Origin of the sequence: Sphingobium baderi, from assembly GCF_001456115.1 — a bacterium.
Lineage (GTDB): Bacteria > Pseudomonadota > Alphaproteobacteria > Sphingomonadales > Sphingomonadaceae > Sphingobium > Sphingobium baderi_A.
This window is the reverse complement of sequence record NZ_CP013264.1, coordinates 186,077-200,780: the sequence shown is the minus strand read 5'-3', so window position 1 is coordinate 200,780 and position 14,704 is coordinate 186,077. Positions and strand designations below refer to the sequence as shown.

General features: G+C 59.7%; 14 protein-coding genes. All 14 read left to right on the top strand.

What is annotated here, in order from left to right:
- Positions 1-326: 326 nt before the first annotated feature.
- A complete protein-coding gene (locus tag ATN00_RS01010; protein WP_030092750.1) occupies positions 327-1,121 on the top strand; it encodes an enoyl-CoA hydratase/isomerase family protein in 795 nt (264 codons plus the stop codon).
- Positions 1,122-1,230: 109 nt separating this feature from the next.
- The gene (locus ATN00_RS01005; RefSeq protein ID WP_030092751.1) at positions 1,231-2,379 is read left to right on the top strand and encodes an acyl-CoA dehydrogenase family protein; all 1,149 of its coding nucleotides are present in this window, start codon (positions 1,231-1,233) and stop codon (positions 2,377-2,379) included.
- 84 nt (positions 2,380-2,463) lie between these two features.
- Positions 2,464-4,077: an acetate--CoA ligase gene (locus ATN00_RS01000; protein ID WP_062061025.1), complete on the top strand. Its 1,614-nt coding sequence runs from the start codon at positions 2,464-2,466 to the stop codon at positions 4,075-4,077.
- 262 nt (positions 4,078-4,339) lie between these two features.
- Entirely contained in the window at positions 4,340-5,530 is a 1,191-nt protein-coding gene (locus ATN00_RS00995) for an iron-containing alcohol dehydrogenase (protein WP_030092753.1), read from the top strand.
- 97 nt (positions 5,531-5,627) lie between these two features.
- Positions 5,628-6,815: a CaiB/BaiF CoA transferase family protein gene (locus ATN00_RS00990; protein ID WP_030092754.1), complete on the top strand. Its 1,188-nt coding sequence runs from the start codon at positions 5,628-5,630 to the stop codon at positions 6,813-6,815.
- Positions 6,816-7,405: 590 nt separating this feature from the next.
- The gene (locus tag ATN00_RS00985; RefSeq protein ID WP_001389365.1) at positions 7,406-8,170 is read left to right on the top strand and encodes an IS6-like element IS6100 family transposase; all 765 of its coding nucleotides are present in this window, start codon (positions 7,406-7,408) and stop codon (positions 8,168-8,170) included.
- Positions 8,171-8,250: 80 nt separating this feature from the next.
- Complete coding sequence (locus tag ATN00_RS00980; protein WP_062061022.1) at positions 8,251-8,643, top strand: TonB-dependent receptor; 393 nt, start codon at positions 8,251-8,253, stop codon at positions 8,641-8,643.
- Between the two features lie 137 nt (positions 8,644-8,780).
- Positions 8,781-8,936 carry a hypothetical protein gene (locus ATN00_RS23255; protein ID WP_156415186.1) on the top strand — a complete coding sequence of 52 codons (156 nt, stop codon included), beginning with the start codon at positions 8,781-8,783 and terminating at the stop codon, positions 8,934-8,936.
- Positions 8,937-8,981: 45 nt separating this feature from the next.
- Positions 8,982-10,049, top strand: coding sequence for a hypothetical protein (locus ATN00_RS00975; RefSeq protein WP_081876369.1), 1,068 nt, complete (start codon positions 8,982-8,984; stop codon positions 10,047-10,049).
- A gap of 17 nt (positions 10,050-10,066) precedes the next feature.
- Complete coding sequence (locus ATN00_RS23850) at positions 10,067-10,252, top strand: zinc-binding dehydrogenase (RefSeq protein ID WP_030092904.1); 186 nt, start codon at positions 10,067-10,069, stop codon at positions 10,250-10,252.
- A 134-nt stretch (positions 10,253-10,386) separates the two neighbouring features.
- Complete coding sequence (locus tag ATN00_RS00965; RefSeq protein WP_030092905.1) at positions 10,387-11,436, top strand: TIGR03857 family LLM class F420-dependent oxidoreductase; 1,050 nt, start codon at positions 10,387-10,389, stop codon at positions 11,434-11,436.
- A 102-nt stretch (positions 11,437-11,538) separates the two neighbouring features.
- Entirely contained in the window at positions 11,539-12,675 is a 1,137-nt protein-coding gene (locus ATN00_RS00960) for a phosphotransferase family protein (protein ID WP_062061019.1), read from the top strand.
- Positions 12,672-13,181: a hypothetical protein gene (locus tag ATN00_RS00955; RefSeq protein WP_197413642.1), complete on the top strand. Its 510-nt coding sequence runs from the start codon at positions 12,672-12,674 to the stop codon at positions 13,179-13,181. Before ATN00_RS00960 ends, ATN00_RS00955 begins: the two co-directional genes overlap by 4 nt.
- 330 nt (positions 13,182-13,511) lie before the next feature.
- A complete protein-coding gene (locus tag ATN00_RS00950) occupies positions 13,512-14,690 on the top strand; it encodes an acyl-CoA dehydrogenase family protein (RefSeq protein ID WP_062061016.1) in 1,179 nt (392 codons plus the stop codon).
- The last annotated feature ends 14 nt before the right edge of the window (positions 14,691-14,704 follow it).

Sequence of the window (14,704 nt, the reverse complement as noted above, 5' to 3'; positions counted from 1 at the left end):
GCTCCGCAAAGGTGATGTTCACCATCCGCCCGGAAGCCAAGCAGACTTAAGGGCAGTTCAGCGCGACTACTCTCATGGTCACTCATGTGGAGCGCTCCACTGCATGACGAACAGCAACGGCTGCAATCAAACGACCTATCAAGTCCGCACCAGCCAGACGTATAGCCCGGCATCGTCTCCCGACGCCCTCAAGACCGCCCCTCATCCTTGCTCTCCTGAGTGGGCCATGTGCCCCCACATTTCGAAACGGGGGTTTACATTTCGTCCAATTAGACAGATAACTGTCCCTAGAGTCAAATTGTTTGATGAGTTTGCGGGGTAATTAGATGGCGGCAACTGAAGCTACGCTCATTTCCGGGATTCGAAATGGTGCGCTATGGCTTACGCTCAACCGCCCAGCAGCGATGAACGCCATTACCCCTGAGGTTATCAGGGGCATCAATGACGGGCTCACTCAGGTTGAGAATGATCCCAATGTAAAAGCCGTGGTGTTGACGGGAGCCGGTCGAGCATTTTGCGCGGGGGCGGATCTCAAATATGTTCAGTCGCAGGTCGTTAATGGGCCTCAAGCGGCTCGTGCGTTCCTGGATGATCTACTGGCAACCTTCATGAGGCTTGAAAGCTTCCCGCGACCAGTGATCGCTGCAGTCAATGGGCTGGCCTTGGCGGGCGGGCTGGAGCTGGTTCTGTGCTGCGATCTTGTGGTTGCTGCGAAGTCGGCCAAGCTTGGTGATGCTCATGCGAACTTTGGCCTCTTGCCGGGTGCGGGGAACTCCGTACGCCTCCCACGCAAGATTGGTGCTACGCGCGCTAAGTACCTGCTCTATACAGGTGAATTCGTGCCATCTGAGGATCTGGTTCAATGTGGATTGGTCAACGAAGTGGTGGCTGACAGCGAACTGGAGGTTGCTGTCAACCGCCTCTTGCTGAAGCTCGCCGACAAAAGTTCGCTCGTGTTGCGACGGATGAAGGCGCTGGTCGACGATGGTCTGGATCAGCCTCTTGCGAGCGCTTTGCGGTTGGAGTTGCTGGCAGGCGAGCTCCACGCATCCAGTCACGACATGAAGGAAGGACTCGCAGCCTTTCAAGAGAAACGTAAGCCGAGCTTCATTGGAGCGTAGGCTGCAAAAGCGGATGCCGATTAAGCCTTGGGATCGGTAACCCCGGCGAGTTGGCGCTTTAAAAAGGCGCTCCATAGGTTTCATTATCGAAGCACAGGATCCGATGATTATGACTGTCGACCATGAACGATTCGGGCTGACGGAGCAGCAAGAGCTTATCAGGCAGGCTGCACGGCGTTTGGCGCGCGAGGTGATCGCACCGACAGCTGCAGCTCGGGACAAGTCGAGCGCCTGGCCGCATGAGGAGCTGAAGGCGGTTGGCGAGCTCGGCTTCATGGGAATGATGATTCCTGAAGAGTACGGCGGCTCCGAGATCGGTTTCCTGAACTATGCGTTGGTGATCGAGGAGCTCTCTGCAGCAGATGCTGGTCTCGGGACGATCGTTCATGTGCATAATTTGGGCGGCGCCATGCCGTTGTACCAACTTGGGTCGAGAGATCAGCGTCAGAAATACCTACCGGCTGTCGCACGGGGCGAACTCATCGGCGCGGCCATGCTCACTGAGCCGCATAGTGGATCAGACACGGCCGCATTCAAAACGTCCGCACGGCTAGATGGCGATCACTACGTGTTGAATGGAACGAAACATTACGTATCCAACGGTTCAGAGGCGGGGTTTGCGCTCGTTTTGGCCGTGACAGACAAAACTGCCGGCAAAAATGGTTTCACTACATTCTTGGTGGACCCGAAAGCCCCTGGCGTCGATGTTTTGCGAATCGAGGATAAGCTCGGTCAGCACACCGCCCATACGACACAGATGGCTCTCAGTGACGTACGCGTGCCAGTCGAGAATGTGGTTGGAGCGGTTGGGTGCGGCTATCGCGATATGATGCGCCTGTTATCGGACGGGCGTATCGGCATTGCTGCGCAAGCAGTGGGAATCGCGCAAGCGGCTCTCGATGCTGCCGTAAGCTATGCCAAAGAGCGTGAGGCTTACGGCAAGCCAATCATAGAGCTTCAGGGCGTTGCCTTTAAGCTGGCAGAAATGGCCACTGAGATAGATGTCGCCCGCCAGTATTATCGCCATGTCGCTCGTATGATCGACGCTGGCATCCCCTGCTCCAAGGAAGCAGCCATAGCAAAACTGTTTGCCTCCGAGATGGCGGAACGCGTTTGCTCCGAAGCGCTGCAAGTGCATGGCGGAGCAGGCTACACGAGGGATTTCCCGGTTGAGCGTTTCCTGCGCGATGTCCGAATCTGCCGTATCTATGAAGGGACGAGCGAGATCCAGAAATTGATCATCTCGCGTAATCTCTGACTTACAATCGACAAGAACAGAAAGTTGCCTGGTCTAAGTCGGCGACCGCCTCCAGCCAGATAATACTTTGAGGAAAGGGAGAAGATGGCGCACAACATGCGAGACTACGCTGCGACACGTGCGAACTTTCGTTGGAATGTGCCTGAGCGATTTAACTTTGCCACTGACGTGGTTGATCGCTGGGCGGCTGAAAACGACGGCTGGGCGTTGATCTGGTCCAACGGGTCCGGAGAGGAGCGGCGATTCCGCTTTTCGGACATATCCTCAGCCGCCGCGCGTTGTGCGTCGGCCCTTGCCGCAAGAGGGATCGTCAAGGGTGACAGGGTGCTGATTATGACCCCGCGCATCCCAGAGTGGCAGATTGCCATGGTGGGCTGCTTGCGGCTGGGGGCGGTGCCTATCCCTTCCATCGAGATGTTGACGCACAAGGATCTGAACTATCGAATTGATCACGCCGGCGTCCGGGGGGTGATTTGCCGCGGGGCCACGGCAGGTAAGTTCGACGGGCTGTTGGATGATGTACCCGCGCGCCTTGCCATCGACGGAGCTGAGGGCTTCGACGACTGGGAGACCGCTTTGGCGGCGGGCGATCCAACCTATCCCGCGGCGGAGATGCTCTCCGAGGATCCGGCGGTGCTTTATTACACTTCAGGCTCGACGGGGCAGCCAAAGGGCGTGCTGCATGCGGCGCGGGCGCTTTATGCCTGGCGCAATTCGGCCGAGTACTGGCTCGATTTGGGGCCTGACGATGTAATGTGGTGCACGGCGGATGTCGGCTGGTCAAAGGCCGGGACGTCAATCCTATTCGGGCCTTGGAGCATGGGCGCCTGCAGCTTCTTCTATGACGGCCCTTTCGATCCGGCCCAACGGCTCGAATTGCTGGCCCGTCACAGGGTCAGCGTGTACTGCGCGCCGGCGACCGAGTTGTTCCGCGTGGTAGACGAGGATGAAGCGCGCTATGATCTGAGCGCGCTTCGCCTGACCGTCTCCGGTGGCGAGACGCTTAATCCGGCGGTGGCCACCAAATGGCGCGTGCGGACTGGCGTGCCGATCCTGGAGGGATACGGCCAGACAGAGACACTTATGACGCTACTGAACTATCCCTGTATGCCGGTACGCGACGGGTCGATGGGTCTCCCGCTGCCGGGGCTCGATCTGGACGTAATCGACCCGGAGGGCCAAAGGCTGCCGGCGGGGACCGAGGGCGACATTGCGCTACGGGCGCCGACGCCGCAGATGATGCTGGGCTATTTGGACGATCCAGCGCGCACGGCCGAATGCTACGTAGAAGGCCCGGCGGGACGCTGGTTCGTGACAGGCGATCGGGGGATACGGGATGCGGATGGCTATTTCTACTATCGCGGGCGGCGCGACGACGTAATCAATTCATCGGGCTATCGAATCGGCCCATCCGAGGTGGAGAACGCGCTACTAGAGCATCCAGCAGTGTTGGAATGCGCGGTAATAGGTAAGCCCGACCCGCATCGCGGCGAGATTGTGAAGGCCTTTGTCGTTCCACGTCAGCCTCCCGAAGACGCAGAGGGGCTAGTGCGGGCCATTCAAGAGCACGTAAAAGCGGTCACTGCGCCCTACAAATACCCCCGGGAGGTAGAGTTCGTCACCGAGTTGCCCAAAACTGCAACTGGAAAGATTCAGCGCAAGGCATTGCGTGACCTGGAAAGGAAAGCCGCTTTCTAAAGCGACGATTTGCCGTCAAGCGGGGATCTGCGAGATGAGATTGGGCACGATATTTATAATGATGGAATTAGCATAATGCGGCGGTCTAGTTCAGTCACGCTAGCTATCTTCGGCCATGGTACGCTTCAGTATTGCGGCGCTTAAACCGGCTGGTGCATTCCCAGACCTCGTCTTCAATGAAGACCGCCTCTGCATTTGGCTATCGCCTCGAATTTAGGCGATGGCTGCTATCACCAGTGTATGGAATATAAGGGGGAGTGAAATGATCGGCGTGAACTCAGGCACGGTGAAGCTAAGTTCGACGGAACGCGTCAGGTTCGGTCAGCCAACCGCGCAGGCTTTGGCGGAAGAGCTTGAGCTCTCGCAAGCAAAGGGTGTCATGGTGATTGCCAGCCAATCTTTGGCCAGCACGACGGACGAGATCGCTAACGTCGAGAAGGCGTTGGGGGAACGTCATGCCGTCACGTTCACTGGTGTTGCGCCACATGTGCCACATAGCGACGTTATCGCAGCCGCTAACGTAGCGCGCGAATACAGCGCTGACTTAATCGTCTCCATTGGTGGCGGTTCTGTTACAGATTGCGCCAAGCTCGTGCCCTTCTGCCTTTCGAACGACCTACGCAGCACAGAGGCGCTCGCCGATTATCACATCCGGGTCGGCCAAGACGGGACGATTATCAACCCAGCTAACCAGCCTCTTTTTAACCCGCAAACGGTGCGGACTATTTGCATCCCAACCACCCTTTCGGGCGGGGAATTCAATTCGCTGTCCGGATCGACAGATGCAGTGAGTATGCACAAGCATCTTTACGAACATCGTATGATGGCGCCGGTCACGGTGATCCTCGATCCCGGGTTAAGTCGTCACACGCCGGAGTGGCTTTTTCTGTCCACTGGTGTGCGCGCCTTGGACCATGCGATCGAAACTTTGCAATCATTTCAATCCAACGACTATTGTGACGGTCTGGCAGACAGCGCGCTAAGGCTACTGGTAGAGGGGCTACCGCGCGTCAAGGCTGACCCAGGTGATTTGGAGGCGCGACTTAAATGCCAGGTTGGTGTCTGGCAATCGATGCTGCCGGTCATAAGCGGCGTCCCGATGGGCGCCAGCCATGCGATTGGCCACGTGCTAGGCGGGTTATGCGCCGTCCCGCACGGTTACACTTCATGCGTGATGTCTCCTGCCGTGCTTTGGTGGAATGCTTCAGTGAATGGCGAGCGCCAGAAACGCATCGCGGCTGCCTTTGGGGAGCCGGGAACCCCTGCTGGTGACCTCGTTGCCGCCTTCATATCCGCGTTGAAAATGCCGCGCGCACTATCTGCCGTGAACGTCACTGAGGATCAATTTCCGGCCATTGCCGAATACACGATGCAAGATATCTGGAGCCGAACCAATCCACGCGAGATCACCGGCCCGTCCGACCTTCTTGAGATTCTAGTATCTGCCAAATGACCACCGGCGGTTAGCCTCCGTTGTAGAGCCGGAAGGCTTTTTGTCCACGAAAGGCTGAGCACCCTGCCAGCGTGATCATAGAGAGGAGTTATGCCATATGCTTAAGCAGCCAAGTGCACTTGAAGGACTTAGGGTGCTCGACCTAACGCGTCTCTTGCCGGGAGCCTTTGCTACGCAAATCTTGGCTGACATGGGCGCGGATGTGCTGAAGATAGAACATCCTGTCGGAGGAGACTACAACCGCAGCTTCGAACCAATCGCCAAGGTGGAATCGGGATCATTTCTGCTATTAAACCGTAATAAAAAAAGTTTGACACTGAACCTCAAGACTGCCGAGGGCAAGGAAGTACTACGCCAACTCGCTGCAGATGCGGATGTTCTGGTAGAAGGCTTTCGGCCAGGCGTAATGGACCGGCTCGGCTTGTCGTACGACGATCTTTCGGAAATCAACCCCCGACTAATCTATTGTGCGATCTCCGGATACGGCCAAACAGGGCCATGGCGGCTTAAGCCGGGACACGACCTGAACTACCTGGCCGAGGCGGGGGCGTTACAGCTGTTCGGTAAGGCGGGAGAGGGGCCAATCGTGCCGGGACTCTCAATCGCAGACATGGGCGGCGGATCGCTGATGGCAACCACCGGGATCCTGGCGGCAGTGACAGCTCGCGCCCGCACCGGGCAGGGGCAATTCGTCGACATCTCCATGCACGACGGGGCCATTGCATGGCTAGCGATGCACGGGGCAGACACGCTGTTCGCCGGGATCGAACCGAAAGGTGGCGAACGGCCCTTCATCGGCCAAGCGCCCTGCTACAACGTTTATGAATGCGCTTGCGGAGGGTTTGTGGCGCTGGGGGCAATCGAGGAGCACTTCTGGCGGCGGTTCTGCGATGCCTTCGGCGTGCCGGAACTCGGGGACCAGCAATGGCCAGTCGGGCAGGCGGCCCAGGCGCAGAAGGCGGCACTTCAGGCCAGATTCCTGACAAAGAGCCGCGACGTATGGGTGGCGGAGTTGGAGCCCGCTGATATACCCTTTGGACCGGTGCTTGGGATCGCGGAGGCGCTCCACACGGACCACGCGCGAGCACGAGAGATGCTGACCGATGTGGATCACCCGGTGGAGGGACGGGTGCCACAGATCGGTTTCCCGGTGAAGCTGTCGGAGACACCCTGTGCGATCCGCTCGGCGCCGCCGCAGTTGGGGGAGCACACGGCGGAGGTGCTCGCCCAAATTGGCTACGATGCTGAGGCAATTGAGGCAATGCGGGCAATTGGGGCGGTGTAAAAGACTCGGTTCTTATCTCCGTGGGGAGACGCTGCAAAGCATCATACCGAGTTGCGGAGCTTTATAAGGCTCCGCACCAACTGCGGACGTGGTGCACACTAGCTGAAGGGTACTGGCGTTTCACTGCCCCGGCGGCCGGCTTTGCTCGCCATTGGAATTGCGGTTCTATCCCATCCGCGCGATGCGTTCCGCTTCGGGGATGTCTATCTGGCCAGATCCCGGCGCCGCGGCCATCTGAAGCACGCAAGCGCAAGCTGTGGTGGAATAGACCATCTCGATCGGCCATTGCGCCCGAAGGAAGGGCTAGCAGGCCGGTAAACGCGGTTTGATGTTGGGTGGACGAGCTAGGGTCAGGACTTCTGTGGTTGCCGCCCGTGATGCAAGAGGGTTTTGACCTTCTGAACTGGTGATCGAGTGCGGTCTTCTGTCAGGCCTTGATTACGGCGCTTTCGAAGGCCGCTGGCCGGTATGGTGATCAGCGGATCAGGTCCAAATCTCATTGGCGAGCTTATCACTCAGAGTCCTGAACGGCTCTGTTGCAAAAATCGTGAAGCTTGAGCATGCTTGGCGGAGATTGGACGGACGGAACGATGACGGATTTCAAGTGGCGCCATTTCCAGGGTGATGTGATCCTGTGGGCGGTGCGCTGGTATTGTCGCTATCCGATCAGCTATCGCGACCTTGAGGAAATGCTGGCGGAACGCGGCATTTCGGTCGACCATACGACGATCTATCGCTGGGTCCAGTGCTACGCCCCGGAGATGGAGAAGCGGCTGCGCTGGTTCTGGCGGCGTGGCTTTGATCCGAGCTGGCGCCTGGATGAAACCTACGTCAAGGTGCGGGGCAAGTGGACCTACCTGTACCGGGCAGTCGACAAGCGGGGCGACACGATCGATTTCTACCTGTCGCCGACCCGCAGCGCCAAGGCAGCGAAGCGGTTCCTGGGCAAGGCCCTGCGAGGCCTGAAGCACTGGGAAAAGCCTGCCACGCTCAATACCGACAAAGCGCCGAGCTATGGTGCAGCGATCACCGAATTGAAGCGCGAAGGAAAGCTGGACCGGGAGACGGCCCACCGGCAGGTGAAGTATCTCAATAACGTGATCGAGGCCGATCACGGAAAGCTCAAGATACTGATCAAGCCGGTGCGCGGTTTCAAATCGATCCCCACGGCCTATGCCACGATCAAGGGATTCGAAGTCATGCGAGCCCTGCGCAAAGGACAGGCTCGCCCCTGGTGCCTGCAGCCCGGCATCAGGGGCGAGGTGCGCCTTGTGGAGAGAGCTTTTGGCATTGGGCCCTCGGCGCTGACGGAGGCCATGGGCATGCTCAACCACCATTTCGCAGCAGCCGCCTGATCGGCGCAGAGCGACAGCCTACCTCTGACTGCCGCCAATCTTTGCAACAGAGCCCCAACTACAGCTTTCAAAAAGGTCGGGTGACCGGCATCCCGGTGCAAACCGGGATCCCGAACGGAATCAATACCGGGCAGACGCCGAAGCACTCGCTGAATCTGACTGGTGTATATGAGCTGGAATTGGCGAATGGCGGCGGTGTGACACTGTCGGCCGATTGGCAGTACAAGTCCAGATATCAGCTTGAACTGAACGACGATCCTGCCTTCAGTTCCGAAACTCCGGGTGTGCTGAATGGCAGCATCTCCTACCGGACTCCGGGAGACAAATGGCAGTTTACGGTGTGGGGCAAGAATCTCACGAATAAAGATGTCGTCATATTCGGAAACGACTTCCGTTTCTTCTCTTATTCGTTTGGCGAGGCTTTCAATCCGGAAGTCCGAATTTCAATCCCGGCGCAGCCACCTCACGGATAGTCCGCTACGCCCAGCCGCGTACGTATGGCGTGACGGCACGCATGTCTTTCTAACCGGCGACCCGTTGCCGAAGCAGTCCACGGGGGTGCGCGCCGCGCCGCGTTGCGATCGAGACCTCGTTCGAAAGGAGAATGGTCTTGAACAACATTGCCACAACAGGCGCGGCGCGCGGACCCGACGCTCCCCCCATGGTGAAGGAGAGCGCGGAACGCTGCCGCCAGGTCGCTGCCGCGTGGACGTTGGAGCTGTCGGGCGATTTCATGCAGTGGAACGGCGAACCGCAGTCCTGGTGATCGCACATCCAGGCAAGGCGCGGTTTGCATAGGATAGGACAGGATATGATGCCGACTGAACCCAGGAGCGCGCCGCGTCCCCCTTATCGGGTGGCTGTATGGGGGCCCGGCAAGATGGGCCTGGCGGCAATTCGGGAAATACTCCGGCTGCCCGAGACACAACTGGTCGCAGTGCTTGGCTATAACCGTGACAATGACGGAGCCGATATCAGCAAGCTGATCGGTGGCGCGCCCACGGGCGTGACGGTGACCACCAATATGGACAGGATGATCGAGGCCAAGCCGGAGGTCGTTATTCATACGGCCCGCGACCTTGGAGGCTCTGAGGCGGACGACGAGATCATCAGGCTGCTCGAATCCGGTATCAACGTGATCAGTGTGCACGCCTATCAATATCCCAGGTCGCGCGGCCAGGAATTCCACCAGAAGTTCGAGGACGCCTGCAAGCGTGGCGACACTACCTTCTATAGCAGCGGCACGAATCCGGGGTTCCTTTATGAGCGCCTGGCCGCGCTGGCGACCGGCGTCACCAACGACATTCAATATATCAAGCTGCAGGAATTCCTGCGGATGGAAAACCACGCTCCGGAATCTCTCGTGCCGGTGGGTTTCAGCACGACCCTGGCGGACATGGAGAATAACAACATCGCTGCCGTGTTCGCGAGCCGATACATAAGCATGGCCTTGCACTTTCTGGCGGACAAGTTGGGGATGCCGATCGATCGGATCGAACAGAAGGTAACCCCTATCGTGACGCCGAAGACGATCACGACGCCGGGCGGCCTTACGGCCAAGGAGGGCACGGTCGCCTATCTGGTGCACAGCTGGACGGGCTATGTCGGAGACAAGCCATTCTTCGTTAACGAGCTTCACTGGTATCTCGACGACAGCGTCAAGCCGGCCGCAGCGTTGCACCCCTATTATTATCTCGTGGAGATCGAGGGCATCCCGTCGGTTCGCGTGGGGCTGGAAGTGCGCGCGCCCTACACCGACCGCCAGCCTGCGCGGGAGGGGGACCGCGCACCCTATCGTGGACCGACGCACTATCTCGCCTGTGTGGTCAACATGGCACTGTTGCGATCACCGCATCGGCGGCCATCCGAAAGGAACTGACGCTGCATTTCTACAGTATGCGCAGGGTGTTCAGGAATGCGGAGGCGAAAGGCCAGGCGACGGCTTTCATTTCCGAGGGCATCCAGTCCGGTCGCCTGGCCCCCGTCATCGATCGGACCTTCCCCTTTTCGGAAGTGGCGGAGGCGCACCGGTACCTCGAAAGCGGGGAGGGCCTGGGCAAGGTCGTTCTGACGGTGCCATGACCCGCCCGCCGCATGAAAGTGAACCGGCTCAATCATTGCCTTCAGCCGCCGCGGGGCGATCAATGCGATTGGCCGGAATGGACAGGACATGACAACCGGGACGGTCGACAGCGTCCTTAAATGGGAGAGCGAATATGGCCGTTTTGGCTGACCGTCTATTTTCATATGTCTTGCCCGGCCGCGCCGGGGATTTGCAGCTGGCTTTGGAGCAGGCCAGAGAGGCCGAACGTATCGGCGTGGCCGGCGTCTTCCTGGCGGAGCGCTGGGAGAATAAGGAAATCGCTTCGGGCCTGGGCGCCCTGTCGCAGGTCACCGACCGGGTGAGGCTGGTCGCGGGCCTTACGCATTTCGGAACGCGCCATCCGCTGGTGCTCGCGGGGATGGCCGCCGGCCTGCAAAATCTCAGTCGGGGACGCTTTACACTCGGATTTGGACGCGGCGTGCCGCCGGTCTTCGCCCAACTCGGCATTCCCGTGGTCAATAATCAGGGCATGATCGATTATGCCGACATTCTGCGCCGGCTCTGGGCGGGCGAGACGATATCCTATGCCGGCCCGGCGGGAAATTATCCGGCGATGCAATTCGGCAGGGATCTGACGAACCCGCCTCCCATCATCCTGGGCGCAATCGGTCCCAAGACGCTGGCGCTGGCGGGAGCGCATTTCGATGGCGTCGTGCTGCATCCCTTCCTGAGCGTGGAGGGCGTGCGCCGCGCCACCGCGATCGTGCGCGATGCGGCGGCGCGCGCTGGCCGGTCGCCGGATGCGGTGGAAATCTTCGCGACCGTGGTGACCGTGCCGGATAGCCTGGGGGCGGACGTGCTCGCCGATGCCAGGGACGCCCGGGCGGTATCCTATTTCATGCACCACGAAATCGGGTTGGCCCTGACCGCGATCAATGGCTGGGATCAGGCGCCGCTCGCGCGGCTCGCCGAACTGAACCTCCAGCATCTCGAATATGCCAATGCCGACGTGGCAGAATCGCGCCGGCAGATGGCGATGGCCGTTTCGACGCTGCCCGCGCACTGGCTGGCGGAGGGGGCTGCCACGGGCACTGTCGATCAGTGTCTCGAACGGCTGGGCCAGTATCTCGAAGCCGGTGTGGACAATATCCTGCTGCACGGCACGGTCCCACAGCAGCAGGGCGATCTGCTGGCCGCGGCAAAGACCATTCCGGTGCGATGAAAATCAGGGCCAAAGACGATGATATATAGCGGAGAGAGTGACCGGACATCCAGGATCGGTCAGCGTTCCGGCGAAGCCGTGTCGCCAGGGAGCAGATTTCCCGTGGAAGCCGAAATCGACAAGGTGCTGCGCGCGAAGCTGCGGCGTCGCGGCGGGCCGAAACTGGCGGCGCCGTCGCTGGCGGAGGCGGTCGACGGCTGCACCAGGCTGATCGCGGCGCATGTCGGGCGGCCGTTCGAGGTCCGCAATCCGCGCTGGTTTCATGGCGGCGCCTCGAAAATTCAGATGGCGTTCGAACTTGTCTGGGATGACGCGACATCCGGCGAGCCTCCCCAGGCGCTTGTCCTGCGGATGGATCCGCCGGCGTCCATCGTGGAAACCAGCAGGTTGCGAGAATTTGAGATATTACGGGCCGTGCGCGGTGTCGTGCCGGTACCGGAATGTCATTGGGTGGATCCAGACGGCACCCATCTTCACTCGCCCGGCCTGATTTACGGATATGTGCCAGGTGTCGCCAAACCGACGAAACACCAGGCCGCACAGGTCACAGGAGTAGGCACCCGCTTCGGGCCGGATCTCCGCGCCACCCTCGGCCCCGACTTCGTTGATCAGTTGGCGGCGATCCATCGGCTGGATGTAGCCGCCATGGGCGAAATTCCCGGATTCGAGCCGGTCGCACCTGGATCGAACGCGTCGATCATCCGCCAGGTTAACTGGTGGCGTCGGGTGTGGGAGGAAGATCGTCTGGAGGACTTCCCCCTGGTCAATGTCGCTGCGCAATGGCTTGTCGCTAACGCGCCCAGGCTCGATCATGTGTCCGTCGTGCATGGCGACTATCGCACGGGGAACTTCCTCTTCGACGAGGCGTCGGGCCGCATCACGGCCTTGCTCGACTGGGAGCTTTCGGTTCTGGGTGATCGCCATCAGGATCTGAGCTGGGCAAGCGGGCGCCATCTTGGCCATCTGGCGGAAGACGGGAAGACGTTCCTGCTAGGGGGGCTGCTGCCGTTGGGTGAGTTCTTCGCCCGCTATGAGGAGTCCTCGGGCCTTTCCGTCGATCCCAAGAGGCTGAAATATTTCGATATATTTAACAGCTACATAGCGGTCGTCCACATGCTGGGCACTGCGCCGCGTGTGGCGGATGGCGCCACGCATCAGGATGTGGTCGTCGGGTGGCTCTCCATGATCGGCCATCCTATCGCTGAACAGCTTCGGCGGTATCTAGAGGAGGTACTTTGATGGTCCCCGATCTTGATCTGCTCATCGGCACCGCGCTGCGTGCCATGCAGGATGTGGTGGCGCCTGCAATCCCTGTAGAGCGTGGCGTCGCCGCCGAGCAGGCGCGCATGGTCATCGGCGTGCTTTCCCTTTTGCAGCAAAGGGTAAGTTTTGAAGGCGCGCGATCGATCATGGAACTGGAGATCGCCATCGAATTGGCGGAACAGATCACCCCCGTGCTCAGCGATCCCGGGGCCTTGAAGGCCGCGCTGGAGGCTGCCCGGCGAGGGGGGGGCGACGCGATGAATGACAAGAAGCGCGACGCCATCAGAAAGTCGCTCCTCTCTTGTTTGGCTGCGTCGATCGACCGGGAAGACGATCTCGACGCCAAGGCGCAGTTGTTGCGCATCGTGCTGCAGGTCTCGTGCAAGCAGACGTCCCTGGCGCGCGCATGGTCAATGCCGTCGGGCTTCGAACCGGCATCATCCGATGTCGATCCGCTCGTCGCGCTGACGGAGGCGCGATGACACGGCCTTCGTCGGGGCCACGGGACTAGAGATGCCGGGCCTGCTGGACTGGCCGTTTGGGTCGCCCTTCCCACGGCGCCGGCCGGGCGAACGAGAGGGTTCGAGCCGATGCGCTGATCGCCAAGGGGCAAAGAAACCGAGATGGTTACACCCGAGGCGTCAATCGGCGCTTGTTCAACAAACCAACATTTGATAGAGGTCATTCATCAGGACGATTCGTGCTTCTGACATGCCGGCGGGACGCAATATCCGCGTTTTCATGCCCAGGGCCGAACTGAAATCTGAGATGCACGGCGGACTGTACGATCGGCACGAAGCATCCGTGAGACGATGGAAGAGGCGCATAACAAAATGATCACAAAGCAGGAGTTGGTAGGTCGCGCTCGGGAGATCGCGCCGATGGTGGCGGCCAACGCCGAGAAGGACGATATTGCCGGCATGGTGTCCGATGCCACCATTGATGCCTTCTGCGATGCCGGTTTCATGAAGATCTTCGTGCCCAAAATCTACGGCGGGTACGAAATGGCGCCAGACGTGATGGCGGAAGTCGTCAAGGAAATTTCCCCTTACAGCACATCGGCGGCCTGGGTTCTGGCCTTTTACATCGGCCATAATTTCCTGCATGCCCTGTTTCCCAAACAGTCGCAGGACGAGGTCTTTGCCCCGCGCGGCTTTTCGCTGACTCCTGGCACTTCCGCACCCGGTTACAAGCTCACCCCGGTTGAAGGTGGCTATATCGTCAAGGGCAAGAGTTCCTGGAACTCGGGATCCTCTCGTGCCGAATGGTACATGAACGGCGGCATGGTCGTGAATGCGGAAAAGCCCGAACTTATACTATTCATGGCTCCAGCTTCGGACGTCCAGGTTATCGGCAACTGGGATGTCGCGGGGATGCGCGCAACGTCCAGCTGCGACATCGCCATTGACGGCGCGTTCGTGCCGCATCACCAGTGCGTGCCCGCCGTGGATATCCTCGAAGGGCGCTCGCCCGGCGCCAAGTTGCATGCCAACCCCATCTATTCGCTGCCAATGGTGCCGTTGCTCCAGTGCGAAGTTCTGCCATGCGTCGTCGGCGCATTTCAGGGCGCGGTTCGCGAGTTCCAGAAGCTGACGCAGCAGCGCGTCCAGTCACATACCTCGGAGAAGGCTGCCGAAAAGCAGTCCGCGCAAATCCGGCTCGGCAAGGCGCTGACGGATAGCGCGCTGGCCGATGACATGTTGCGCAATTGTCTCGACCTCGTCCTCAATATGGATCGAGAAGAGATCAAGACCGTGGAGGCTCGGGCGGCGATCCGCGCAAGAGTGGCTGCGATTACGGATTTTTGCGCCAACGGCGTGAACGAAGTGATGAAGGGTTCGAGCGCTTCGGTGTTCAGGAATGACTCGCCGTTGCAGCGGATTTTCCGCGATATCAACATGCTTCGCGTCCATGGTTCTCTGGATCTGGAGACCGGTTCGCAGGCGCTGGGTCGTGTGGCCTTGGGTCTGCCGCCGCAATGCGTCGTTTGAGCAACAGCCAATCG